Annotated in this window: 19 protein-coding genes and 1 other RNA gene; 5 read left to right on the top strand and 15 right to left on the bottom strand. The window is 38.1% G+C overall.

The window, feature by feature from the left end:
* Positions 1–58: 58 nt before the first annotated feature.
* The gene (locus tag CRO54_RS02090) at positions 59–1,693 is read left to right on the top strand and encodes a TldD/PmbA family protein (RefSeq protein WP_097128128.1); all 1,635 of its coding nucleotides are present in this window, start codon (positions 59–61) and stop codon (positions 1,691–1,693) included.
* Between the two features lie 229 nt (positions 1,694–1,922).
* Positions 1,923–2,292, top strand: a transfer-messenger RNA (tmRNA) gene (gene ssrA, locus CRO54_RS02085).
* 41 nt (positions 2,293–2,333) lie between these two features.
* Here ssrA and CRO54_RS02080 read toward each other — a convergent pair.
* The 6 genes from CRO54_RS02080 to CRO54_RS02055 form a co-directional block, all read right to left on the bottom strand.
* Positions 2,334–2,813 carry a DUF6438 domain-containing protein gene (locus CRO54_RS02080; protein WP_097128126.1) on the bottom strand — a complete coding sequence of 160 codons (480 nt, stop codon included), beginning with the start codon at positions 2,811–2,813 and terminating at the stop codon, positions 2,334–2,336.
* A 962-nt stretch (positions 2,814–3,775) separates the two neighbouring features.
* Positions 3,776–5,134 (bottom strand): glycoside hydrolase family 28 protein, encoded by a 1,359-nt coding sequence (locus CRO54_RS02070; protein ID WP_097128124.1) that lies wholly within the window; start codon positions 5,132–5,134, stop codon positions 3,776–3,778.
* 187 nt (positions 5,135–5,321) lie between these two features.
* Complete coding sequence (locus tag CRO54_RS21090; RefSeq protein WP_171047804.1) at positions 5,322–5,483, bottom strand: hypothetical protein; 162 nt, start codon at positions 5,481–5,483, stop codon at positions 5,322–5,324.
* Between the two features lie 31 nt (positions 5,484–5,514).
* Entirely contained in the window at positions 5,515–5,805 is a 291-nt protein-coding gene (locus CRO54_RS02065; RefSeq protein ID WP_097128121.1) for a hypothetical protein, read from the bottom strand.
* Between the two features lie 11 nt (positions 5,806–5,816).
* Positions 5,817–6,140: a cupin domain-containing protein gene (locus tag CRO54_RS02060; RefSeq protein ID WP_097128119.1), complete on the bottom strand. Its 324-nt coding sequence runs from the start codon at positions 6,138–6,140 to the stop codon at positions 5,817–5,819.
* Positions 6,141–6,150: 10 nt separating this feature from the next.
* Entirely contained in the window at positions 6,151–7,107 is a 957-nt protein-coding gene (locus CRO54_RS02055; RefSeq protein ID WP_097128116.1) for a bifunctional helix-turn-helix transcriptional regulator/GNAT family N-acetyltransferase, read from the bottom strand.
* A gap of 437 nt (positions 7,108–7,544) precedes the next feature.
* Between CRO54_RS02055 and CRO54_RS02050 the strand changes: the two genes are divergently transcribed.
* On the top strand, positions 7,545–8,429 hold the full coding sequence (locus tag CRO54_RS02050) for a DMT family transporter (RefSeq protein WP_097128113.1): 885 nt from the start codon (positions 7,545–7,547) through the stop codon (positions 8,427–8,429).
* A 109-nt stretch (positions 8,430–8,538) separates the two neighbouring features.
* Here CRO54_RS02050 and CRO54_RS02045 read toward each other — a convergent pair whose 3' ends face one another.
* From CRO54_RS02045 to CRO54_RS02005, 9 genes are all read right to left on the bottom strand, one after another.
* Complete coding sequence (locus CRO54_RS02045; RefSeq protein ID WP_097128110.1) at positions 8,539–8,988, bottom strand: hypothetical protein; 450 nt, start codon at positions 8,986–8,988, stop codon at positions 8,539–8,541.
* Positions 8,989–9,120: 132 nt separating this feature from the next.
* Positions 9,121–10,017: a hypothetical protein gene (locus CRO54_RS02040; protein ID WP_097128108.1), complete on the bottom strand. Its 897-nt coding sequence runs from the start codon at positions 10,015–10,017 to the stop codon at positions 9,121–9,123.
* A gap of 141 nt (positions 10,018–10,158) precedes the next feature.
* The gene (locus CRO54_RS02035) at positions 10,159–11,583 is read right to left on the bottom strand and encodes an APC family permease (RefSeq protein WP_097128106.1); all 1,425 of its coding nucleotides are present in this window, start codon (positions 11,581–11,583) and stop codon (positions 10,159–10,161) included.
* 4 nt (positions 11,584–11,587) lie between these two features.
* Entirely contained in the window at positions 11,588–12,751 is a 1,164-nt protein-coding gene (locus CRO54_RS02030) for an LLM class flavin-dependent oxidoreductase (RefSeq protein ID WP_097128103.1), read from the bottom strand.
* Between the two features lie 3 nt (positions 12,752–12,754).
* Positions 12,755–14,467, bottom strand: coding sequence for an amidohydrolase (locus CRO54_RS02025; RefSeq protein WP_097128100.1), 1,713 nt, complete (start codon positions 14,465–14,467; stop codon positions 12,755–12,757).
* Positions 14,467–16,182 (bottom strand): amidohydrolase, encoded by a 1,716-nt coding sequence (locus CRO54_RS02020; RefSeq protein WP_171047803.1) that lies wholly within the window; start codon positions 16,180–16,182, stop codon positions 14,467–14,469. The genes CRO54_RS02025 and CRO54_RS02020 overlap by 1 nt, the downstream gene beginning before the upstream one ends.
* Before the next feature lie 140 nt (positions 16,183–16,322).
* Positions 16,323–17,786 (bottom strand): RagB/SusD family nutrient uptake outer membrane protein, encoded by a 1,464-nt coding sequence (locus CRO54_RS02015; protein WP_097128096.1) that lies wholly within the window; start codon positions 17,784–17,786, stop codon positions 16,323–16,325.
* A 17-nt stretch (positions 17,787–17,803) separates the two neighbouring features.
* Positions 17,804–20,998 carry a SusC/RagA family TonB-linked outer membrane protein gene (locus CRO54_RS02010; protein ID WP_097128094.1) on the bottom strand — a complete coding sequence of 1,065 codons (3,195 nt, stop codon included), beginning with the start codon at positions 20,996–20,998 and terminating at the stop codon, positions 17,804–17,806.
* A gap of 440 nt (positions 20,999–21,438) precedes the next feature.
* The gene (locus CRO54_RS02005) at positions 21,439–23,040 is read right to left on the bottom strand and encodes a L,D-transpeptidase family protein (RefSeq protein ID WP_097128092.1); all 1,602 of its coding nucleotides are present in this window, start codon (positions 23,038–23,040) and stop codon (positions 21,439–21,441) included.
* Between the two features lie 245 nt (positions 23,041–23,285).
* Between CRO54_RS02005 and hisG the strand changes: the two genes are divergently transcribed.
* The gene (hisG, locus tag CRO54_RS02000) at positions 23,286–24,137 is read left to right on the top strand and encodes an ATP phosphoribosyltransferase (RefSeq protein ID WP_097128089.1); all 852 of its coding nucleotides are present in this window, start codon (positions 23,286–23,288) and stop codon (positions 24,135–24,137) included.
* Positions 24,138–24,334: 197 nt separating this feature from the next.
* Positions 24,335–25,627 (top strand): histidinol dehydrogenase, encoded by a 1,293-nt coding sequence (gene hisD, locus CRO54_RS01995; protein WP_097128086.1) that lies wholly within the window; start codon positions 24,335–24,337, stop codon positions 25,625–25,627.
* The last annotated feature ends 27 nt before the right edge of the window (positions 25,628–25,654 follow it).

The following is a 25,654-nucleotide window of genomic DNA, read 5'->3' as shown; positions in this document are numbered from 1 at the left end:
TTGAGCTTGTCGAAACGTTATCCTTCGACAAGTTCAACGTGACATCAATCCATTTAAATTGAAAAGAAGAGACTTTTTATACTTGTCTGGTCTTGGTGCTGGCGCAGCAATGCTACCAAGCCTTGCCTTTGGGAAACTCATTTCAGTAGAAGAGGCATTAACACCAGTAGAAGTGGCTTTGAAAAAGAAAATGGCAGATGTGGTACTGAACACCGCAAAAGCTAATGGAGCTAGTTATGCAGATGTGAGAATTGGTCGCTATCTTAATCAGGTAATTGCCACTCGAGAAAAACGAGTAGACAACATTGCCAACGGCGAGTCTTACGGAATGGGAATTAGGGTAATTGCCAATGGAGCTTGGGGGTTTGCGGCAACCAACAACTTGGATAACGACAGTATTGCTAAAGCAACCAAATTAGCAGTAGCCATTGCAAAAGGGAATGCAAAAATCATGACCGAACCTGTTCAACTTGCGCCACAAAAAGGTTATGGCGAGGTTAATTGGAAAACCCCTATCGAAACCAATGCTTTTACTGTTCCTATTGCCGAAAAAGTAGATTTATTGCTTAACGTAAACAACGAAGCCCTTAAAGGCGGCGCCAAATACATCAACTCTAATTTATTCATGGTAAACGAGCAGAAGTATTTCGCCTCTACAGATGGTTCTTACATCGACCAAGATATCCACAGGATATGGCCGACATTTACGCTTACCAAGATTGATGCCGCAGCAGGTAAATTTGAAACAAGAAATGCCTTAAGTTCCCCAATGGGAATGGGATTTGAATACCTAAAACCTTTAGATAGCGAAAAGATTAAAGGTGGTCCGGTTACGATGTACAAAAAGCGTTACGATATGCTGGAAGATGTACGTGAAGCAGCCGTCCATGTAGATGAAAAACTAAAAGCGAAGCCAATTGCTCCAGGAAAATATGATTTGGTGTTAGATCCATCACACTTATTTTTAACGATTCACGAATCTGTTGGACACCCGACAGAGTTAGACCGTGTATTAGGTTATGAGGCTAATTTTGCAGGAACCAGCTTTTTAACTTTGGACAAGTGGGAAAGCAAGAAATTCAACTTTGGCAGTAAAGAAGTAAACATTGTTGCCGACAAACTGGAAACAGGTTCTTTAGGTGCTGTAGGTTACGATGATGAAGGTGTAAAATGTGGCAAATGGGATATCATTAAAGATGGTATTTTAGTGAACTACCAAACCATAAGAGACCAAGCACATATTATTGGCGAAAAGGAATCTCAAGGCTGTTGCTATGCCGATAGTTGGGATAGCATCCAATTTCAACGTATGCCAAATGTTTCTTTAACACCTGGAACCACACCACTTTCTGCTGCTGACATGGTTAAAAATGTAGAGAGAGGCATTTATATGTTCGGCAGAAACTCTTATTCTATCGACCAACAGCGATATAATTTTCAGTTTAGTGCACAACTCGCTTACGAAATTAAAGAAGGTAAGATTGTTGGGATGCTCAAAGATGCGGCTTACCAAGCCAATACGCAAGAATTTTGGAACTCATGTGTACAACGTTGTGATCAAAATGATTACAGACTGGGCGGTACTTTCTCTGATGGCAAAGGGCAACCGAGCCAAGCTAGTGCAGTATCACATGGCAGTCCTACTACACGTTTCAATGGTGTAAGTGTGATTAATACAGGTAGAAAGATTTAATGCAGGGGCTAGGTATTAGTAGTTAGGTATTAGTTTGCTAGAGAATTCATTCCTTATTTAAGGAATTATCAGTATTCATTAGCCATTTATCTTTAATAATAAAATCAGACTAATACCTAATTCCTTGCATCTAACTACTATTATTGGCATTTTTTTTGTACTTTTGCAGCTTAGTTATGGTCAACATCAATTTACAGATACCTGACCACTAATAACTGACAACTAAAATGGGGCTGTTCCTGGATTTGACAGGGTGGCGCTGAGTATGTAAGCATGCAGTGCGTTGTACGGAGAGCACTTTAAAGAGAACGTTCAAAACAATAATTGGCGAAAATAACTACGCCTTAGCTGCTTAATTTAGAATTAAGAAAGCTTTTGTCTCGCTAACTGCTGCATAGTTAGGTTAGCATCAGAGGCATCGATATAACCATGCTAGCTTTTGTAGAGGTACGATGCAATCGCGAAACAAAGTATCTAAGGATGTTATCAAGGTCGGTTTCCAGCCCGATGCATCTCGAAAACCAATTGGAAAATAAGCACGTAGAAAGCATAATTTATCACACAACTGGACAAGGGTTCGACTCCCTTCAGCTCCACAGAAAAGGCTCCGATTTACTCGGAGCCTTTCACATTTAATTTCTTAGTTTACCTTCTGCCATTGTTGGGCATATATCAAGCTGTCAACATATTGATAAAACTTGGTTAACTCCGCTGTTCCCCTATTGCCATAGTCGTGTATTTTCTTGGTATTGGCTCCGTTATAACGAATTTCCAAATCGGTGGCAGGCAAGTCAGTTATCTGATTATTTCCATATTTATCATTTAGCTTCGGAAAATCAAGTTGGTTGAGTTCCTTAAGTAAACTGCCCATGTTTTCCTTGCTCAACTTAGCAGTGTATTTGCCTTTTAAATTATTCTTTAAAAAATTACGTGCATCTAAATAGGCACTTCCGTCTTTAGTGACCTCTAGTTTATACATCGGGCAAGTGCCAAAACATGGAGATTTACTAACTATTAAGCTTTCTATTTCATATTTCTGCTTGCCGTTACCAGCTTCTTTGTAGCTCTTGCAAGAAGCAAAGAATGCAAAAAGCACAACTATTGCGGATATTTGTTTCATTATTTTAAGATTTGATCATCAAAGATTAACCAAAAAACATGCCGTTGTGGTAAAAACTCCTTATCCATTAATCAAATGGTAATATCAACATAGAAATAAGTTAATCGAAAGTATACAAGCCCAGATATATATTATTTGCCGGCGACAATTCTGACTTGAAAATGTTGTTCGTTAATTATCCGAAACTTCGAAATTCTTAAATTAAACTTTTATACCAAAAAAAGGTTATACCTTGAATCCCATTATCGCGAAGTTCCAAACTATTTATACATAAGCTTAAACTACAAACACAAGTGGCAACGGAGGAAGTTAAAAATATGAAAAGAATTATATTTAGGTATTGGCTGATGAATATCTTCATAGGTGTTGCCTTATTCATTATTTACAGAATAGTTATTGCTGATACAAATCACGAGGATGGAAATTTTTTGGAACAAGTTTTACAAATTCTAGATGTCCTATTAAACGTAACGTATTCATTTATATATCTTATTGCAATAGTTTTTTGTTCGCTTACACTTTTTCTAAACCTGATAGATAAAATCAGAAATAACTTTTACCTTTCATTACTCACATTTTTAGGGATACCGTTATTTTGTGTCATTTTTATAATTATCAATACCTTAACGGAAAGCCTTCTATACACCGGCAGTGTTACTGTGTTCAGAAATTTTTTAATTTTTTCAATAATTTATCTACTCTGTACAACTTTAGAGTTTTTGTTATTCAGAAAAAGAATTAACAAAATAGTAGAAATAAGGGACGACTATTCGGAAAAGAGTTTGCCAATAAATTAAGGCACTATTCCAAAATTGGGATGTTTCTTCGATTACTACAAAGCCTCGAAATGTTAACGGATTTTAGTAATAACATATAAACTGACACTGGAGTTTCAAAAGCAATTCAGTTAAAAATAAATACTGCAAACAGCAGTTAATTTGAAGGTTAAGAATATTGAATGATTACTTCACTGCTGATGGAATTTTAACTTCCTGCCCTATCACTACATCATTAAACACGATGTTTTCTGTATTCGTTAAACTCACTGCAGTGGCACAAAAATCTATTTTCATGTTGGTAAAATATACGTTCTTTACTTTTTTATCGGGATAACCCTGAATGACTAAGCCCGCATGACTTGCACTTTTAAACTTTAAGTTCTCGATAAAGATATTTTCGATTGCTGTAGCGAAACCTTTGCCCTCGCCATGATAAAAGGAAGTGATAAAAACGCCATCTTCTACCGCACCAAACTCCACATTATTCACATAGATATCCTTGATGAATCCTCCCCTATCTGGATTAGATTTTAAGTAAATACCTCTTTTACAGTAGCCACCGTAAGTGCAATTTTCTACAAATACGTTTTGTACGCCCGCCGACATTTCGCTACCAATAACCACACCATGTAAGCCTTTAAAACGACAGTTACGGATAATGATATTCTCTGAAGAAATAGCCGTCTTTCTGCCTTCGTGGTCACGCCCCGCCTTGATGGCGACATTGTCGTCCGCATTGTTAAATTCAACATCTTCTATCAAGATATTTTTAGAATACTCGGGGTCAAAACCATCATTATTTTTATTGAAGGCATTGAATTTCACTTTCCTAGCGGTAATATTCTCCGACTTTAGAAAGTGTACCGACCAAAATGGAGAGTTGGCGATGGTTACACCTTCTATTAAAATGTTCTTGCAATCGTAAAACTGAATAAGGTGCGGACGCAAGTAATGCCCTTCGCCGAAAATACGCTCTTTTAACGGTGTACCGTCGTGGTTCATCTTCCTGCTCAATTGCTGGCTTGGCTTCTGCAAATCGTACCATTTACTAAAGCCGTCTTTACCATTTCCGTCTATTGTACCGTCGCCAATAATGGCTACGTTTTTAACTTGGTAGGCGTAAATCAGCGGACTGTAATTGTGGATAAAAGTTCCTTCCCAACTGGTTGGCACTACTGGCAAATAATCTTTCGCATTAGTACCGAATATCAGCTTTGCTCCCTTTTGCAATTCCAAAGTGGTGTTATCTACAAAATGGATCGGTCCGTTAACCAAGTAAATGCCAGCTGGCACTACAATCTTTGCTCCGCCTTTAGCTTTGCTGGCTTGCATGGCTTTATCAAAAGCAGGTTTGTTGTTGCTTATAGAATCGCCTTTGGCACCAAAATCAGTTAACTGCAAAACAGTAGTAGAAATTGCGGGTGCATTGATTTGTTTTAATATGGCATCACGCTTTTCTTCTCTAGAAAGTTCTTTATCATCAGGTGCTTTACAGCCGAAAATGCAAATAGATATAAACAGGAATATGTTGTGAAGCTTCATGTAATTTTATAAATCAATCCGTCACCATAAAACGGCAATAGACAGCTTTAAAGATAGTATAAAACTTAGGTACAAAATGGTAAAACCAATGAATTTTAGTGCAAACGATGCCAAAGATTAGGTCGAGAAAATCTTCGCCCTAACTGCAGCTTATAAATAATATTTAAAATATAAATATTGCAGAATATTAGGTGTTCTTTTCAAATTCATAAGTATGCAATTCCTTTCCATTTGGAAGTATATTTTCTTCAGCATTAGCTAATTTGAAACCAAATTTTAGGGCTGCATTTTCTAGGTTGTTTTTATCAACCAAACTAAATATATCTTTCACATACTTAATCGTTTCCACTCCTGTTTGCCTAACAGATTGACTGCCATTATTAATTTACAAGTAGCAATTGCTTGATTTTATCTCCAAATCTTTCTCGGGTTGTCGTCAGATAAGAACTATTGATATCTACGCCGCATACCATTTCCGTAATGTCGGTATCAATATGCTCTAAGCCATTCCCACTACTTATGCCCAAAAACAAAGTGCTTTTAGGTTGATACTTTTGGAGATATTTTTTAGTCAAATTATTCAATAACTGCGATTGAGCTACATTTTGATGCCCCATATGCAAATCATAGTCTTCTAAAGGAATACGATTCCAAGCATTTGTTTCAAACATCAATTTTACTATTATATATAATCTTGTCTAATAGGCGTAAATACATCAACCACTTCACCAGCTACAACAATCTCTATAGAATGCTCGATATTGGCCGGAATTGAATACGTATCTCCTTCGGTTAACTTAAATTCCTCGTGACCATATTTCAAGATGTATTCCCCAGAAATTACATACCCACTTTGCTCATTTGGATGCTGGTGAAAAGGTACAAAATCTGTTGTTTTATACAGCATTTTAGTTACCATGGATTTCTCTCCAATGGAGAGTACTACAAAATCTACCCCTAAAAACTGTCTCTTAACAGCATTTTCTTTAGTTACTATACTTTTCATTCTCTTTAAATTATTGATTAAGATTTAATTCCATTTGAATATTACAACGCTCATATGGTGTAGACCTACCAACCACCTTTTTAAAACCTAGTTTATGATATAAATTAATTGCTGGTTTGAGGAGCGTATTGCTTTCCAAATACAGTTTCTTAGCTCCTAATTGCCTTGCTGCTTCTGCTACCGCACATCCTAAAAGCCAACCTATATTTTTACCTTGTGCCTTTGGAGATACAGCCATTTTAGCCATTTCGAAATCATAATCGGGGTCGTCCATTTTTATCAAAGCACAAACACCCAAAGGTTCGTCGTTGTAAAGCGCTACCAATATTTGGCCACCCTTTTCTATAATATAAGTTTCTGGATTATCTAAAGCCTTGTAATCTGCCTCTTCCATAGTGAAATAGGTCGATATCCATTCTTCATTCAATGATTTGAAAACAGATTGATATTTACGTTCGTAAGGCACAATCTGTACTGCTTTACTTTCCCTGTTTTTCTTCTCTTCCGTTACCCTGCGCAGCAATGTTTTTTGGTCGAGCAAGAATTCCCATTCCGCTACAGCTTCCCATAAATTATGTCTTGCTTCTGCAATCAGCGTTTCTACAGCAGCTTCTACATCTAGCAACTGCACTTTTAGTTTTTCAGATAATTGCTTTCCTTTCTCGCTTAAACCAACCACATTAGTTCGCTTATCGGCTGCACCTGCATTAGCAGCAACTACACCCGCGGCAACCATTTCTTTAATAATTTTAGTTACTGATGGTTGTGAGTGACCTATCTCCTCCGCAATCTCTGTAATGGTCTTTTCTCCATCTTCTCCCAGTACGAAAAATACCGGAAACCATTTTGGCGAAAATTCAACATTATATAGTTCATATATCTTGGCAGCATCATCCGTCATTTTAGAAGTAAGCAGACGCATTCTACTTCCTAAAGCCATCTTTCCTGTTTTATCAAAAAAATTCATATCTATATAATTAATTACATAACTAGTTATGCAAATGTAGCTACTATTATCTTATTTGCAAATCAAACTTCCAAAATATCTAAAAAACATATCATAAACCAATAAAGATCAGCAAGATAAAATATATACTAATTTTATCTCAAGAAATATAGTCAATGAATCTAGGTTAATATTTAAATCAATCTAATTAACAGCTTGAATTTGTCTTTTAAATCATCTACCATTTTAGTAGTAGATATTAGCATTTATACTATATTTGTTCGTATACAAAAATTAGCATGAACGTAAGAAATTGTATTTCGCCTCCAGCGCCTTAATAATCCTTAAAAAATTACGGGATTAGCTTTAAGATTTGAGATAAATTCTCCTATCAAGACTAGTCTATATCAAAGAATTATTAATCTCTAATTATCCCAATTTTGGGAAGTACAATTTTTATGAAAAAATCATATATCATGCTGCATATTGCAGTAGTATTAGCTGGCTTTACAGGTGTTTTTGGTAAACTTATCACTTTAAACGAAGGACTTTTAACTTGGTACCGAGTATTGTTCTCTACCATAATTCTCTTCATCATTTTAAAAGCATCGAAAATAAAACCTTTAAATAATTTAAAAGAGAAGTTTGATATCGCCAAAATTGGCATGCTGATTACCATTCACTGGGTTTTCTTTTACGGCAGCATCAAGTATGCAAATATTTCTATTGGGGTGGTTTGCTACTGCCTTACAAGTTTCTTCACGGCAATATTCGAACCGATTATCAACAAAAAACGGTTCAATCCTTCGCAACTTTTACTGAGCTTACTTACCTTAACCGGCATTAGTTTGATTTTCCACTTTGATGCTTCTTACCAACTGGGTATTGCATTAGGTGTAATTTCATCTGCCTTTGCGGCACTTTATACCATTTACAACGAGCGCTTGGTGCAGACCTATCATAGCATTCAAATCAATTACTATCAAATGCTGGGTGGCACCATTGGTTTGGGAGCGCTGCTACCTTTGTACTTATATTACTTTCCGGTAAATACATTATTGCCTAACTGGAGCGATGCTGGTTACTTATTTGTGTTAGCATTATTTTGTACCGTTGGTTTGTATGTGATGGTTGCCGAAATACTGAAAAAGATAGCGGCTTTCACGCTCAACCTTACCTTTAACCTAGAACCCATCTACGCCATTATTCTCGCTTTCTTGTTTTTTAACGAAGGAAGGGAAGTCAATAGTTCTTTCTTTTACGGATTGGGCTTGGTGATGCTATCTGTGATTTTGCAAACGGTGATGGCAACGAGGAAGAAGGCTATAATTATTAATGGTTAATTATGATTGCATCTTAATAATGCTTTGGTTATCAAAGAATACAAATCCCGCCTACGCGGGAATGACGATAAAAATAGGGGCATTACAACTATTCTGAAAGATTAGAGTGCTACAATCCATTGGCTTTATCAAACTCTGCTAGGGTTTGATAAAGCTTTTCATCTGCTTGAAAGACTTTATCATAGAGTGTTTGTTTTGTTTTTAATAGTTTAAGGAAATCATTCTGCGCACTATCTCGTTCATTATCCTTAGTTTGCCGAATAAGCTTCTGCTGTGTGATTTCCTTTTTGGCGTACAAATGGAGATTCCTTAAGCTTTCATAATAATCAACTTTCGATTTCTTCAATTCAATTCCCATAGCTAATCCATCTGTATTTAGCCCTTTCACGGTATCTAGCACTTTATCAAATTCCTTAGCTTGTTCATCCACCACTAAAAGCGCTTTATCAAAGTCATCGTCAATTAAATATTCCAGCTTACGAGATTCTGAAGCATTTTTACCTATCAGCATGTGAGTAACCTTGCGTTCCTGCACATCCAGCGCATGCTTAAATTCCATTGCCTTTTTATTTTGGCAGGAAAATAACAAAACGTTTAAGGTTATGAAAAGGACTATCCTAAGTTTTGATGATGGGTTCATAGCTAAAAAACAGTCTAGCTATCAATAAAGTTTGGATCGTTGAGATATCTACTATTTCTTCAATTCCATTACTTGTTCCAATAATATTGGCAAGCCGCTTGGATTAATCTCGTCGTTGTTCCAAAAGCTCATCACGCAACTCACGAAATTTTGTCGTACTGGCGCAGCTACAAAATAAATGGTCAATGTTTTACCACCACTCATGCCCACCAACAACGACGTTACGCCCTTAAAATCATAAACTACTCTTTTTGCTTTTACCTCAGTGCCCTCGAAGAGTACATCAACTTGTTCTTCAGCTATTACCTTCCCTTGTTTCTTAGATTGTATAACCTGAAACTGATTTTCTGTAGTCAGCTTAGCATCTTCAAGCGTAGCATGGATACTCCAATTCATCTGCCCATCTGATGGACATTGCATATTTGCTACGCCCATCCATCTGCAACTTCGTCCTAACTTCATTTTACGACCAGCAAAATCGATGCTATCTACCGTTAATTTTTCATACTGAGACCGAGGAATCTGATTGTTGAGAATTAAAGGTAGCAGTTCCTTTTCTAAAGCCTTGTCTCTTTTGTTGATAGCAGAGAAAGCAATACCGTTCACTCCGTTTGACGTCTCTACAAAATAGTAGGTAGCATGCTGAATAATGTTCGGTGCAATTTCTACGTTTTTTTCCACATAATAATTCGGTTGCTGAATAGTAGAATCGGAGTGCAGCAGTTCAGCCTCTTTAATATGGTAAAGCTTAAATTTCTTCGCAATTGTTTTCTTAGAGAACGTTGTGGAGACGGCGAAGTTGCTTATTTCTATCCCATCTATATTATAAAAATCGGTTCCATTACTTGAGATAGCTTGAAGTCTTAACAAAAGCTGATCATTTGCCGACTGTGAATAGCTGCTTACACTTAGCAGTAAAAGTAGGGCAACTAGAATTTGACGTTTCATAATGGTAATACCTTAAGAAAACAAAATCTGAACTCGGTACAACCATATACCGAGTTCAGCGATAAATTTTATTTACCCAAGATAACTGGAGGTTTTGGACTTTGCAAGTTTTAGTTTTAAACTATCAGTATTATCTAAGTTCTATTCCGCTACTGTAGTCCTTTTATTCCAATAATATAATGGTATGCCTATCAAAGTAATAATTAGGCCAGGCCAAGTGAAATAAGGTTTATAAATGATCAACAAAATACAGAAACTTAACCCCAACACAATGTAAATTGCAGGTAATACTGGATAACCGATAGCCTTGTAAGGTCTTTCTACGTCTGGCTTTTTAACTCTTAAAATGTAAATACCAAAGATGGTAAGTACGTAAAATAATACCGCGATGAACGTAATCATATCTAATAAATCGCCGTATTTCCCACTTAAACAAAGAATGGAAGCCATCACAAATTGAATCCACAAAGCAAACTCTGGTACGGCATGCTTGTTCAGCTTTGCTGTTTTCTTGAAGAATAAGCCATCTTTGGCCATGCTGTAGTATACCCTTGCACCTGCCAAAATCAATCCATTATTGCAACCAAAAGTAGCCACCATAATTAGTAAAGCGATGATAATTGTGCCGTTGGCGCCAAAAATAGCTTGTGAAGCCGCAATGCCTACCCTATCTTTTTCTGTAGTTGCAATTTCGGTTAAAGGCAAAACCATGGTAAACATGAGGTTGAGCAGCACATAAATTAACGTCACGAGCAAAGTACCTAAAAGTAAGCTTAAGCCAATGTTCTTTTTAGGGTTATTAATTTCTCCCGCTACAAAAGTCACGTTATTCCACGCTTCGTAACTCATAATGGCACCTACCAAAGCCGAAGCCAAAGCGCCGCCAAAAGCTGGCAAGTTTTCGTAACTTAAAAAAGAGCCGTCAGGTAAAATTTTCTTGAATGAAAATGCGTCACTCCAGTTGATACTCACCACATCAGATTTAAAGAACACAAAACCGAAAATGATTAGTCCCGCAATACTGGCTATTTTGGTCAAGGTGAAAATTAGCTGAATCCATTTACCTCCTTTTACACCTTTGGTATTGATATAAGTGAGGATAAAAATAAGCCCAATGGCCAACACCTGGGCTGGGGAGACTTTAAAACTCCCGATACTAAACAACACTAAATCTTCGCTAACGCTAGGGATAAAATAAGCCAAGAATTTATAGAATGATACACCAACTGCAGCAATAGTTCCAGTTTGGATGACCGCAAACAAACTCCAACCATACAAAAAAGCAGTTAGTGGATTGTATGACTCTTTCAAGTAAACGTACTGTCCGCCAGCTTTTGGATACATCCCACTCAATTCACCATAACTTAAAGCCGCAGTCAACGTCATAAAACCTCCAATAATCCAAACCAAAATTAGCCAACCAGCAGAACCTGTATGACGGGCAATATCGGCACTTACAATAAAAATACCTGAGCCTACCATACTGCCCACTACCAAAAGTGTAGCATCTAAAAGGTTCAGCTCTCGTTTAAACTGCTTACCGTTTTCTTCTTGTTGTAATTCCATTAGGTTATTTTAAAGATGCTGTAGTTAATGGTGTAATGGGTGGTTTTTTGGGAATTCGTCCGTGTAACTCTGATAAGGAAGCATTAGGTACTTGACTAAGGATATGCTTAGCAAAAACTTCCGATTCTTCTATCAGCGGAAAACCCGAAAAGATAAAAGCACGGATGCCCATGTCCATGTATCGGTTAAGCTTATTGATGATTTGATCTGGATCACCTACCAAACCACCACCACAGCCAGAGAAAACTTTACCAATGGTAGTCCATAAATGAGGTTCTATAAAACCTTCTGCATCGGCATGCTTACGCATTTCATCTTGCCTAATTACACCTAAAGAACGTGAATCTTCTCCCCTTGCTCTAATTTCGGCGGCTCGCTGTTCGTTAAAATGGCTCAATAGTTTTTTCGCTTGTGCTTTAGCTGCATCCTCGGTTTCTCTCACAATTACATGAACCCGTAAACCAAAGTCTATCTTTCTACCATATTTTGCGGCACGTTGGCTCATGTCTTTCATGGTTTCATACATGGCTTCTTCCGTTTCTGGCCACATTAAGAAAGTATCGCAGTACTTTGCGCAAATTTCTCTCGCCCCTTCAGAAGTTCCACCGAAATACAACAGCGGACCTCCGTTTTGTTGGTAAGGCTTTACAGGGTCGGCAGCCATTTTAAATTGATACAGTTCACCTTTGAAGTCAATTTCTTCTTGTGTCCAAGCTTGCTTCAAAATCTCTATGTTTTCTGCGCAACGCAAGTACCTTAATTCTGGATCCTCCCTTGTGCCTGGCAAATCAGAATTGATGATATTGATGGTGAGCCTTCCTTGTAGCATGTGGTCCAAGCCTGCTAACGATCTTGCCAACATCGGTGGATGGTATTCGCCAGTTCTAATGGCAGTAATTAAGTTGATATTTTTGGTAAAAGGTGCTACTCCCGAAGCGAAAGTGAGCACCTCTTGTCCGACAGTGTAAGCCGTTGGCAGTAATATTTTGCTGTAACCCAAACGATCTGCCGTTAGCGTGATATCTTTACAATGCTCGAAACTGCTTCTTCGTTGGCCATCCAATACGCCTAAATATTCGGTATCGCCGCCAATAATGTCGTTAAACCAAGATATTTCTGCTACGCGTTGAGTGGTTTTGATGGGTACGGTTGTGATTTGATTTAACATGTTTTATTCTTTCTTATAAATGCGCTTGCCTTCTTTAAATGTTTCTAATACGATAATGTCTTTAATTTTAAGGGGATCGACCGTTAAGGGATTGTCGGATAGCACAACCAAATCCGCTAATTTTCCTTTTTCGATAGACCCCTTAAATTTTTCTTCTCCGTACTGATAAGCACCATTGATCGTTATCGCTCTTAAAGCTTCAGCAGGGCTGATTTTTTCCGCTTCGCCGATGGTTTCGCCACTGCGAGAAAGTCGGTTAACAGCACTCCACAACAAGAATAACTGATCAATTGGTGTTACCGGATAATCGGTATGATTAGTAAATACAATGCCTTTGTTTATCGCTGAACGCAATGGACTTAAACCAAATGCTCTTTCTTTACCTAAGTTTGTTTGATGTATATCGCCCCAAAAGAAAGCATGGTTGGTAAAGAAGGATGGCAATAAATCCAATTTCTTGTACTCATCCAACTGATCTTGGCGTACAAACTGCGAATGGATGACTACCGTTCTGCGCCCCACACTGCTTTTACCTAATTGCTGATTGGCATTTTTTACCGCAGCAATGTATAAATCGATAGCACCATCGCCATTGCAATGAGTGTACAAATGAATATTGTTTTTAAAAGTTTTCAGTACCACCTCGTCGAAAATATGAGTACTAATAGTTGGTACACCAGTACAATGATCTGAACAGCCTGGCACTAAAGTCAAATAAGGCTTAGTAAAGAAAGCTGTTTTGCCTTGTGGCGATCCATCTGCCGATAATTTAATGCCATCTATTTTTAGGCGATCGTAGTAACGTTTGAACTGATAATTCAGCGTGTCTGCCAGTACTTCATCCAAGATTCGATAAGAAGCTAAACTTACCACATCCAAATACAATTGTTTGCGTTTGGCAGCTTCCTTTAATAAATCAAGCGTTGCTTTATCAGTAAAACCATCTTGTGCAGTAGTTAAACCATGGCTCGCATATAGTTTTTGTTGTGCATTTACTCTATCCAACTGTTGTTGTAAAGTGGGCTTGATTTTACCTAATTGCAATAGTACTAGCCCTTGCGCATGTTCTTGCAGCAAACCTGCTGGCTCTGTACTTCCTGTCTTTCTGATAATAACGCCACCGTCTGGATCTTTGGTTGCCGCATCAATGCCTGCTAACTTTAAGGCAGCAGAATTAGCTACTAACATGTGTCCAGAAATATGTGCCACTACCACTGGGTTTTCTGGAAAAACACCGTCTAAATCTTCTTTAGTGGGATGTCTTTTATCGGTTAGCTGGTCTTGGTCGTAGCCATAAGCAGTTACCCAGTCACCTTTTTTGATTTTACGGTCGGCAGCAAACCTTACAATTTCATCTACCAACTGTTTAATGCTACTCACTTTACCCATGGGCGGCGCTGCTACATTGGCCAAGTCATTTTGCCCTAAGCCTAAAAAATGACTATGTCCGTCTACAAAACCTGGACTTAAAGTTTTACCTTTTAAATCGACTACATCAGTCTGCTTGCCTTTCAGTTTTAGGATTTCGGCATTACTGCCTACGGATAATATTTTTCCATCCTTGATTGCTACCGCTTGGGCAACTTCATTACTTGCATTTACTGTCAATACTTTAGCATTGTGCCATATTTTATCGGCTGTGCCAGTTTGTGCTTTAGCTGTAATTGCTAATAAATGGACAGCAACAATGGCTGCAACGTTATATTTGATCTTCATTATTTTCTTTGATAGATAGTTTTACCTTCTTTAATGGTTTGTAATACCTTGATGTCTTTGATTTTTGCTACTTCAAAGTTCAATGGGTTTTCTGAAAGGATAACCAAATCTGCTTTCTTACCCACTTCAATGGAACCTTTTTCCTTCTCCTCTCCATATTGATAGGCACCGTTGATGGTGATAGCTCTTAAACCTTCTAAAACGGTTAAACGCTCTGCCGGACCAATCACTTGACCTGAACGAGACTCACGAGCCACGGAAGTCCACCATAAAAAAAGCTGACTGATTGGCGTTACTCCGAAATCAGTATGATTGGTAAAGGTGATTTGTTTGGTTTGTGCAGACTTTAATGGACTTAAAAACCAAGCCCTGTCTTTGCCTAGGTTACGTACGTGTACATCTCCCCAAAAGAAAGCGTGGTTGGTAAAAAAGGAAGGAATCAGACCCAAGGTTTTGTAATCATCCAATTGGTCTGGCCTTACAAACTGCGAGTGGATCACTACTGGACGTAAAGCGTTGCTTTTAGCTGCAAATTGGGTATTGGCTTTTTTGATCGCCTTGATATACATATCAATCGCTGCATCGCCATTGCAATGAGTAAAAGGTTGGATATTATTGGCAAAGCAATAATGTACCGCTTCGTCTAATTTCTCTTGTGTGATGGTTGGAATACCGGTACAATTATCATGGCAACCTGGTACATCTACTTGATACGGTTTAGTGAAAAAAGCCGTCTTTCCCTGTGGTGAACCATCGGTAAAGATCTTTGTACCTTTTAACTTCAAATGGTTATCAAACTGATTAAAAGCATATTTACCGTCTTTAACTAAACGTGATAAAATGGCAAACGATGGTAAAGCCTCAATATCAATGTAAAGGCGTTTTCTTTTAGCGGCTTCCTTTAAAAGCTCGATAGAAGGCAAGCTACTTGCACCATCCTGAGCAGTAGTAACTCCCTCACTTGCATACAATTGCTGCTGCTCATCTAATAAACCTAATTGTTCTTCTATGGTTGGTTTTACTCTATCTCCACTGGTTTTCAGTACCGAACGAGCTCTTTCTAGAAGTAAACCTGTAGGCTGTCCGTCTTTGCCTTTTACAATCTGTCCGCCTTCTGGATCTTTGGTATTGCCATTTACCCCAGAGATTTTAAGCGCATAAGAATTCACTACCGACATGTGACCAGAAGTGTGCCCCAATGAAACTGGATTATCAGGAAAAGCGGCATCTAAATCTTCCTTAGTGGGGTGTCTTCCTTCTTTCAGCTGGTCTGCATCGTACCCTCTGGCATTGATCCACTCGCCAGCTTTGATCCCCTTTGCTTTTTGAAAAGCTTTAAGTACCGTCACGATATCAGCAATTGTTTTTACCGTACCCACTGGTGGCGGAGAAATATCTGCTGTTTTACCACGTCCTAAACTCATGAAGTGGCTATGTCCATCAATAAAACCTGGAATAAGCGTTTTACCTTTTAAATCGATGACTTGGGTTTGCGCACCTTTTAATTGGCTGATGGTTGCGCTGTTACCCACCGCCAAAATCTTCCCGCCTTTAATAGCTACGGCTTCGGCAACAGAGTTGTTGGCATCAACAGTTAAGATGTTGCCATTGATATAGATTTGGTCTGCTAAATCAACGGGTTTCTTAAATGCATTAAAAGAAATGAGAGCGACAAAGGCAAAGGATGCGAGGGTAAAAGCTATGTTCTTTTTCATCATTTATAATTTAATTTTGTTTTCCTTGCCGTCATTTCGAACGTAGAGAGAAATCTAGCATAATGAATACGTGATGCTAGATTTCTCCTCGTTCCTCGTCGAAATGACGAAATGGTTAATCTATTCTTCTGTAAACATTTTTAAATTCCTCCGTTAGTACCTTGTTCATCTGCCGGAATTGGCCAGATATAATTGCTCGCTGTAGTCGGTACTTGCGCAACATTTACAATACCTTCTGTTTTAGCTGGCAACGGTTGCAAGCGGCGTTGCAAATCAAATGTTCTAAAGCCTTCACCCAATAACTCTATTCTACGTTCGGTTAAAATAGTGTTGATTAAATCTGCTTTTAAAGTGATGGCCGCAGGAGTAAACGTATAACTTGCATCAGAACGTTTTCTCACCGCATCCAATAATGCTCTAGCCGTAGTTAAATCGTTATTCTCCGCGGCTGCTTCTGCATAGTTTAGCAATACTTCTGCGTAACGCAATACTGGAATATAGTCTGTAAAAGGGGTGGCAGACTTAGGGAACTTATTCAGCACATTCAGACTATTTTTAACGGTAATCAAGCCTTTTCTAGCATCTGTAGAAGTAGCGCCTGATAAAGCAGTATTTGAATAGATACCCGAATTACTTAAAGATAAAATCACTGCACCGATGTAATTGTGTGCTAGTGCACTTTGCTGATCTGGACCATCCAAAGCATTAAAAGGAATGAAGAAAATAGCCTCATTTCCAGTGTAACTTCCACCAAATACCGTTGCAATATTAGTTTCCAATCTGTGGGTAGTAGTACCAGCAGTATACACATAAGGCGCAGTAGCTGGCACCAATTTTTGCGCTTCGGTAATTACTTTAGGAAAATCACCTTTGGCCAAATAAACTCTCGTTTTTAAAGCAATAGCTGATGCCTTGTGTGCCCTAGAAGTATTCAATGCATTAGTAGCGTAACCCGCAGGCAAACCCGCTTCTGCTTCGTCTAAATCTTTGATGATTTGCGTATAGATTGCCGCTACAGTAGATCGGGATAAATTATCATTACCTGCTGAAGTTTCTGGAGTAAGTCTTAAAGGCAAACCAGCACTAGCACCTTGATCGGTGAGGTAAGGTTTAGCGTAAAACTGTACCAAAGCAAAATAAGAAAGTGCCCTAATAAATTTAGCTTCCGCCAGATATTGGTCTTTCAAAGTTCCGCTTACTACAGTAGAAGTGCCCACTCGATCTAGAAAAATGTTTGAATTGTTGATAGCCTGATAAGCCAAACTCCACAGATTTCCAATAAAAGTATCTGTAGATAAAGCCCCATTTTGCCAAATTAAAGCTCCTTCAGCCGCGTTACCTGAGTTCTGACTAAACTCCTCGCCTCTTTGCTCATTAAACAAAATATAACGCCCACCATAGAAATGTGCTCGTTGCACTCGGTAGTACAAGTTGTTTACCTGCGCCAAAATTTTATCGGGTGTACTATATGCAGATAGTTCTGAAATGGAAGTTTGTGGTTCGGTATCTAAAATATCTTTAGTGCAAGAAGGCGAAAGAAGAGAAGCAAATCCTCCAATTAACCCAACTGCTAAGTGTTTTTTATATTGATATATGGTTTTCATGTGAATGGATTAAAGGATTAGAACTGAAGATTTAAGCCCAAAGCAAAAGTTCTGGCATTTACAACTGCATTGTGGTCTTTACCTGAAGCAATTGAGTTTCCATTGATAGAAATCTCTGGGTCTGAACCTGTGTATTTGGTAATGGTAAACAAGTTAGTTGCTTGTGCATAAATCCTTAGGCTCGAAATTTTACCGTTAAACAAGGTTTGTGCTGGTATTCTGTAACCTAAAGCCAAGTTTTTCAACTTTAAGAAAGAACCATCTTCTACCATTGCGGAGTTGGTAATCGAGAAACCTGTAGAGACGTTATCAGAAAAATAAAGCTTAGGAATATCAGTTACCTGTCCAGCAGTCGTCCATCTATCTAACACGAAAGTTCCATTGTTAAAATAACGTTGATCTAGCAAGTTTGCCTTTGTACCATTATAAAGTTTATTTCCTCCAGAAAAGATGATCCCAAAATCTAGATCAAATCTCTTATAACTAAAATTATTGTTTAAGCCACCATAGTAAGTTGGCAATGATGATCCTTGTATCCTTCCATCCAAATAATTATCGATAGCTGGAGCTACAGTACCGTCTAGATAAGTCCATTTGTTGGTAGCAATGTGGTTATATTGTACCTCTCTACCATCTCTGTTGATAAAGATACGATTGCCATTTGCTGAGTTTACGCCATTGGTAGGGACTGCCCAAATGGCACCAATCGAATACCCTTCTCTAGTCATGTTCTGGATACCGAAGTTACTAGGCGAGTAAATATCAGCTCCGTTAGATAAAGCAGTTACTCTGTTTTTTACCGTAGAGATATTAAAATTCGCATTCCATTTAAAATCATCTTTTTGAATGATAGCAGCTGTTAGTGCCAATTCAAATCCTTTATTGTAAAGTGAGCCCACGTTAGCGCTGATTATATTCCCAGGAATTCCTTTCGAAGGTGCTTGCTTGGCATCTAAAATCAATCCATCTACTTTATTGTTGTAATAATCGGCTTCGAAGGTCAATCGCTCTTTTAAGAAAGATAAAACCACACCCACGTTGCTCTTTTTACTCGTTTCCCATTGTAACTGACTATTGCCAGCTTGCGAGAAGCCAAGTGTTGGGATACCATTATAAGTTGCAGCGCTAAATAAGCCTAAAGAAGGAAAATCTCCGATATTGATGTTCCCCACTTCTCCGTAACTCGCCTTGATTTTAAAGCGATCGAATACTGATGCCAATGGAGAGTTTTTAAAGAAATCTTCTTCAGACACTACCCAACCCACAGAGCCTCCGTTAAAATTTCCGAAACGATTATCTTTTGGCAAACCCGAATAACCATCCCTTCTGAAACTGTAGCTCAATAAATATTTACTAGCAAAGCTATAATTCAAATTAGCGAAATAAGAGATAAAGCCATTTCTACTTTGCGAATTGCCACTAGGTGTAATGGTGGTGAAACCTCCTTGGTAACTGGTAAAAAATGGATCTGAAAGACCTAAACGCTGTGCACCCCAACTATCAACAGTAGTTACAATTTCTTCGTAGCCAACTAGAGCATTCAGGTTGTGTTTTTCTAAAAAGGTTCTGTTATAACTCAAAGTATTTACCCAATCGCTTCTGTTCAGCCTACGGTTGGTATTGGTAGCACCTCCATTTGCTGGCCCTGCATCACCGTGAATTCCATTTTGGAAGCTTAGGTTTTCGATGAAAAGCTTATTTAACCCATAGGTAGTTTTAAACTTAAGACCTTTCAATATTTCCCATTCAGCATATACATCTCCTAATAAAGAATTACTTTCCGAGCTGTACTTATCCAAATCGAGAATTAATTGCAAGTTGTAAGCATTAATATTGCCTACATAACCAGCACTCGCTGCATTAGCATTGTTAGCTCCGTACCCTACACGTTGCTTATCTTGGATGTTGTAAGAACCATCCTCGTTATAAACCGCTACGTTTGGCGGCAAAACATAAGTCATACGTGAAAGTGCATCGGTACCAATGTATTGTCCAGGTAGCGAGCCTGTAGCTGGCCCTCTACCCAGCGTATTGTTATAACCGATATGTGTTCCTAAAGTGATATTGTTAAAAAGCTTATGTTCTAGGTTTATACGAGCTGTCTTTTGATCCTGATCATTGGTACGCAGAATACCATTTTGCTTGCCATAAGCTAGGGAGATGAAATAATTAGTTGCCTCCGTAGCGCCAGAAAAGCTTACGTTATGGTTTTGAGAAACACCATTATGATATGCTACATCGTACCAATCGGTATTTACCGTAGAACCATCTGAACGAGTTTGCAAAGCGAAGCCCGGTTGTCTACCTGCATTTACCATCGCTTCATTTTTGATAGCTACATACTGAGAAGCATCTAGCAGTTCTGGTAAATTAGCGGGAGTGCTTACATTTACCCAAGCATCATAGTTGACTTTGGTTTTGCCGCTTCTGCCTTTCTTCGTGGTTACTACGACTACCCCATTTGCTGCTCTAGAACCATAAATTGCTGTAGCAGATGCATCTTTCAATACGTCAATAGATTCGATATCTCCCGGATTAAGATTTGATAACGGGTTATTTCCCACATTACCACCCTGCTGACCTGTAAACGACGGTACTCCATCAATCACAATTAAAGGATAAATACCAGATGAAATAGAATTGATACCTCTAATACGGAAAACTGGAGCGGCATTAAGTACGCCACTCGGCTGCACGATATTTACCCCAGCTGCCTGTCCACCGATCAACTGATCGAAACTTTGTGCTGGTCGGTTGGCTATTTGTTTAGCACTTACCCTAGCTGCAGAGCCTGTAAAATCTTGCTTTTTTTGAGTGTTGTAGCCGGTAACCACCACACCACTCAATTCGTTGGCTATTTCTTTAAGCTCTACCGTAATAGGTGAACCATTTACCGTTACTTTTTGTTTTTCGTAACCTAGATAAGAAACAATGAGGTTATAAGGAAACGATTGGCCAGTGACCAAATTGAATTGACCATCAGCATCTGTTTGCGTTTGGTTAGTTACGCCTTCAATTTGCACTACAGCACCAGCAAGTGGTTCTTTGGTACGGGCATCAATAACTTTACCAGTAAGTTTAGAATTAATAAGCGGATTATTTTGAGCAAGAGACGAATATGAGAGGAGAATTAGAAATACCGAAAAGATGACAACATATTTCGGCAAAGCCCTACCCTTTAAAAAGCGGTTGGCTTTTCCATTTTTTTGCATAATTTTACAAAGGTTTTAGTTAGAGAAATGAAGCAGGTAGCAACGCCAATTGAACACCTGTTTCAGTAATTATCACCAAAGGGAAGTCTTAGGATTTCCCTTTTTTATTTTATGGTATCTTTCAACACATGTTTACCTCCCAAAAATTTAAAATCAGAAATTAATTTGCTTGTTTATTGAAATTTCGGCAGCTAATATAGAGATTAATAATTTAAACTACCAAATTAGTAGACTATTTAATTTCAATTATTTTTATACCTTGAAAATGCGTAATGGTTTACGCTTATAAACTGTATAGCGCATCGCATTAAGACGCTACATCCGGGAAGTAATGAATAAAAAGTAAATCGACGACATTGAACAGGTATACTTGGCTGTTAATACCTCATCGCTAACTCCTGATACCTGACCACTGATACCTGACCACTGATACCTAAAAACTACATATATCGTTTAATCGCATCCCATAAAATAGGGTCATAATTGTAAACGTCAGGTCTGAATTGCACTTTTCCTTTATCTGCCCATGCGGTATAATAGGCAATAAATACCCCAATACTTTTTCGAGGCGCATACCAGGTAGGCTTTAACTGAAAGATGTTGAGTGTGTCTGCTTTTTTAGCCAGTTTTTTTCTATAGACGGCATTTTTAGTAGTGTCAATTGGTGGCAAATCTACATCCATGCGTAGTCTATCATATTGGTACTTATCTTTCACCATTAGTTCAGCGAACTTTAAAGGCTGTTCAATACGTACGCAACCATGACTTATAGCTCTATTTGCCAATTTGAAGCCATATTTATTATTAGTATCGTGCAAATAAATACTTGAACTGTTATCAAATACAAACTTAAATTTACCTAAAGCATTTCCCTCTCCAGAGCCTTGCTTAAATTGAAAAGGCAGTTTCTCTCTCGGATATTTATTCCAATTGATAGTATCTGGGTCGGCAACTAATTTGGCTTTGTAATATACTTTAATGTTATTGTTCGAAAGATAGTACGGATCTTTTCTAGCCATCCAATAAATCTCACTTTTTGCAATGCTTACGGGAATATTCCAAATTGGATTTACCTGTATAGCATTAAAAACACTGAACAATTGTGGTGTTTCGTGGTTTTTAGGTTTGTCATCTAGCTTACCCGATTTTAAGAAAGCTTTCATTTTTTCTGCGTAAGCAGCTTCTCGCTTACCTCCTACACAAACGTTCATGTGGGCAAGCGTATCTTTTTGCTTAAACCACGTTAAAGTAAAATCTGGAATATTAACCACTACCAACTCTTCAGTTTCTTGCGGTAAACGCCAACGCATACGCTCCAAATTCATTTTGATAGCTTTTAGTGCCACACTTTCCTCGTTACCTGCACTGTCGCGATAACTAGCCAATGCCTTTTTCAATTCGGTATACGAATGAGCAGCTGGCTGTACTTTCTTCAATTCAGTTACTAAATTCTGTGTATTCAAAACAGAATCCATCCTTAAACTATCTGGACGAAGCACTTTGATGTAGAAGCGGTTAAAGAAATTACGTGGATTGATACTGCCATAGCCCATAAAATTGGTATACTTATTCAACGCATAAGCCGTATTCAGTTCTAAATCGGCAACTGCCTCATATACCTCTTCTATAGTTTTAAACTTGTTACGATTAAGTATTTGGAGCTGTTGCTCATAAACTTTAAAGTTAAAAACCTCTGGATTAAAGCCATCAGCTTTGCTTTGAGCTAAAAAGTTCTTAAGCGTATCTAATTGACCATTCACATAAAATTTGGTTACTAGCTTAGGCAGGTATTCATTCTTTTCATAAAAGGCAGAAATCAACTTTGGATTTAGAAATCCTTTACGCTGCTCCTCTAACTTAGCCTTAAAAATAGGCAAATAGGCTGCCGTGTCAAATTTATTGTACAACTTATTATCAAAATGTTTGGCCAATACTTCTGCAATCTCTGGTTTTTCCTTAAACCAGTTACAAGAACTAAAAAAGGCACATATAACGATAAAAAGTAGCGTTTTTTTCAAGTTGAGGAGGGTAAAATTTATCATTAATTCTATTTAGACAAGCATTCGATGCAAATTAAATGCCATTATTTTTGGATTGTATACCAAACTAGTATATATTTGCCATACAGTCCTGCAAATTTAAGGAAAAGAAACAAGTATAATGACGCAATTTTTAAACCATCATTTACATCTACACCATCGCCATTGTGGCGATATGTAATGTGATGCACTGTACTTCAGAGCGGTTTTAAAATAGATTTATATTTCTTATCCTTTAATTTTACAAAGTGAAAACACTTAAAATAGCTATCCAGAAATCGGGTAGATTAAACGAAAAATCAGTAGAAATTCTTAAAAATTGTGGTTTATCTTTCGAAAACTACAAAAGCTCCCTTATCTCAACTGTTACTAACTTCCCTCTAGAAATTCTTTTTCTTAGAGATGACGATATCCCTGAGTACGTACAAGATGGTATAGCAGACTTAGGTATTGTTGGTGAAAACGTGATTGTGGAAACCGGCGCAAACGTATCTTACCTACAAAAATTAGGATTTGGTAAATGCTCCTTAAAGATTGCTGTTAAAAACGATAGCGATATCGACAGCGTTGCCAAACTAGACGGCAAAGTAATCGCGACTTCCTACCCTGTCATCTTAGACAAATATTTAAAAGCAAACCAAGTAAATGCGCAAATCAGAAACATTTCTGGTTCGGTAGAAATTGGTCCGGGCTTAGGTTTAAGCGATGCCATTTTCGATATTGTCTCTACTGGCGGAACTTTAAAAAATAATGGCTTAAAACCTTTCACTAGCGTGATGAATTCGGAAGCTGTTTTGGTTGCTACCCCAGGTTTAGAATTCAATACTGAAGTGGTAGAATTGGTGCAAAGAATCCAATCCGTATTAAGAGCTAGAACTACCAAATATGTGGTGCTTAATGTTGCCAAAGAAAACTTAAAAGCAGTAGTAGATTTACTACCTGGAGTAAAAAGTCCAACGGTAGTTCCGTTGTTCGAAGACGATTGGGTTGCCGTTCATTCGGTAATTGAAGAGCAGGATTTTTGGGTAAAAATCAATAGCCTAAAAGCGGCAGGTGCACAAGGAATCGTAGTGATGCCAATTGAGAAAATCATTACTTAATATTGAAAACACATAGTCACATAGAAAACCATCTTGTTAAAGGAAATAAATCTTTGAAGTTTGTCCTTCTTAATTTATATGTCCCTAAAATATTAAGACCTATTTTTCCATGTGTTTAAAAATGATGATAAGATAAAAAACACTCAAAATATTTAATTTTTACTATTAACTATTAGTTAATTTAAAATTTTAAAACATTGAAAATCTACAACTTTAGGGATTTAAATAAAGAAAAACTAAAAGAACTATGCTCTCGGAGCAGTTCTGACGACAACTTAGTTAAATCTCGTACCGAAGAAATCATTAACAATGTAAAAAGCAATGGCGACAACGCCCTGCTGAGTTACGCACAACAGTTCGACAACATTGCACTTTCTTCGCTATTTATTGGCCAAGAAGAACTAGCCGAACTTGCTAAACAAATTCCATCAGATGTAAAAAGTGCTATCGATATAGCTTACCAAAACATCCATACTTTTCATGCTGCTCAACTAAAGCAAGAAGATAAAGTGGAAACGATGCCCGGCGTAGTATGCTGGCGTGAAAACAGGGCAATAGAAAGGGTTGGTCTGTACATCCCTGGTGGCACTGCTGTGCTACCTAGCACCTTCTTAATGTTGGGCATTCCAGCGAAGATTGCAGGCTGCAAAGAAATCGTAGTTTGCTCGCCTCCGCAAAGTGACGGAAAAGTGAATTGTTACATCGCCTATGTAGCTACTTTGCTGAACATTGACAAAGTTTATTTGGTAGGCGGCGCACAAGCAGTAGCGGCTATGGCTTATGGAACGGAAACCGTCCCTCAAGTGTACAAAATTTTTGGTCCAGGTAACCGATACGTAACCGAAGCCAAAAAACAAGTTCAAAACAGCGTAGCTATTGATATGCCAGCTGGCCCATCGGAAGTTTTAGTGCTCGCAGATGATACTGCCATTCCGTCATACGTAGCTGCAGACTTACTTGCACAAGCAGAACACGGAACTGATAGTCAGTCGATTTTAGCAGTCACCTCAAATAAAACTGCAGCAGAAGTAATTGCGGAAGTGGAGAAACAGTTAGCCGAATTACCTAGAAGAGATATTGCGAAGGCAGCTATCGATAATTCGTATATCGTACTGGTAGAAAACCTAGCGCAAGGCATGGAGTTTAGCAATCTTTACGCTCCAGAGCATTTGATTTTAGCTACTGAAAACTACGAAGCACTTATTCCGCTAATTAACAATGCAGGCTCTGTGTTTTTAGGAAACTTAACTCCAGAAAGCGCAGGCGATTATGCTTCGGGCACTAATCATACTTTACCCACAAGTGCTTTTGCAAAAGCCTATTCAGGGGTTTCAGTTGACACTTTCATCAAGAAAATCACCTTTCAACATCTAGATAACAATGGCTTAAAAAACATTGGTCAAACCGTAGAAGTATTGGCAGAGGCTGAAGGACTGCAAGCGCACAAGAATGCAGTGAGTATTAGATTAAAAGGTACCAGTGGTCAGTAGTCAGTAAAGACAAAACAACCAAAAAAC

It is taken from the genome of Pedobacter xixiisoli (assembly GCF_900215335.1).
Lineage (GTDB): Bacteria > Bacteroidota > Bacteroidia > Sphingobacteriales > Sphingobacteriaceae > Pedobacter > Pedobacter xixiisoli.
This window is presented reverse-complemented; position numbering and strand designations above follow the sequence as displayed.

What these genes read in the sequence shown, in the direction of transcription:
- CRO54_RS02080 (WP_097128126.1), bottom strand. Translation starts at nt 2,813, where the DNA reads ATGAAACAAATATCCGCAATAGTTGTGCTTTTTGCATTCTTTGCTTCT.
- CRO54_RS02070 (WP_097128124.1), bottom strand. Translation starts at nt 5,134, where the DNA reads ATGAAGCTTCACAACATATTCCTGTTTATATCTATTTGCATTTTCGGC.
- CRO54_RS02065 (WP_097128121.1), bottom strand. Translation starts at nt 5,805, where the DNA reads ATGTTTGAAACAAATGCTTGGAATCGTATTCCTTTAGAAGACTATGAT.
- CRO54_RS02060 (WP_097128119.1), bottom strand. Translation starts at nt 6,140, where the DNA reads ATGAAAAGTATAGTAACTAAAGAAAATGCTGTTAAGAGACAGTTTTTA.
- CRO54_RS02055 (WP_097128116.1), bottom strand. Translation starts at nt 7,107, where the DNA reads ATGAATTTTTTTGATAAAACAGGAAAGATGGCTTTAGGAAGTAGAATG.
- CRO54_RS02050 (WP_097128113.1), top strand. Translation starts at nt 7,545, where the DNA reads ATGAAAAAATCATATATCATGCTGCATATTGCAGTAGTATTAGCTGGC.
- CRO54_RS02045 (WP_097128110.1), bottom strand. Translation starts at nt 8,988, where the DNA reads ATGGAATTTAAGCATGCGCTGGATGTGCAGGAACGCAAGGTTACTCAC.
- CRO54_RS02040 (WP_097128108.1), bottom strand. Translation starts at nt 10,017, where the DNA reads ATGAAACGTCAAATTCTAGTTGCCCTACTTTTACTGCTAAGTGTAAGC.
- CRO54_RS02035 (WP_097128106.1), bottom strand. Translation starts at nt 11,583, where the DNA reads ATGGAATTACAACAAGAAGAAAACGGTAAGCAGTTTAAACGAGAGCTG.
- CRO54_RS02030 (WP_097128103.1), bottom strand. Translation starts at nt 12,751, where the DNA reads ATGTTAAATCAAATCACAACCGTACCCATCAAAACCACTCAACGCGTA.
- CRO54_RS02025 (WP_097128100.1), bottom strand. Translation starts at nt 14,467, where the DNA reads ATGAAGATCAAATATAACGTTGCAGCCATTGTTGCTGTCCATTTATTA.
- CRO54_RS02020 (WP_171047803.1), bottom strand. Translation starts at nt 16,182, where the DNA reads ATGAAAAAGAACATAGCTTTTACCCTCGCATCCTTTGCCTTTGTCGCT.
- CRO54_RS02015 (WP_097128096.1), bottom strand. Translation starts at nt 17,786, where the DNA reads ATGAAAACCATATATCAATATAAAAAACACTTAGCAGTTGGGTTAATT.
- CRO54_RS02010 (WP_097128094.1), bottom strand. Translation starts at nt 20,998, where the DNA reads ATGCAAAAAAATGGAAAAGCCAACCGCTTTTTAAAGGGTAGGGCTTTG.
- CRO54_RS02005 (WP_097128092.1), bottom strand. Translation starts at nt 23,040, where the DNA reads ATGATAAATTTTACCCTCCTCAACTTGAAAAAAACGCTACTTTTTATC.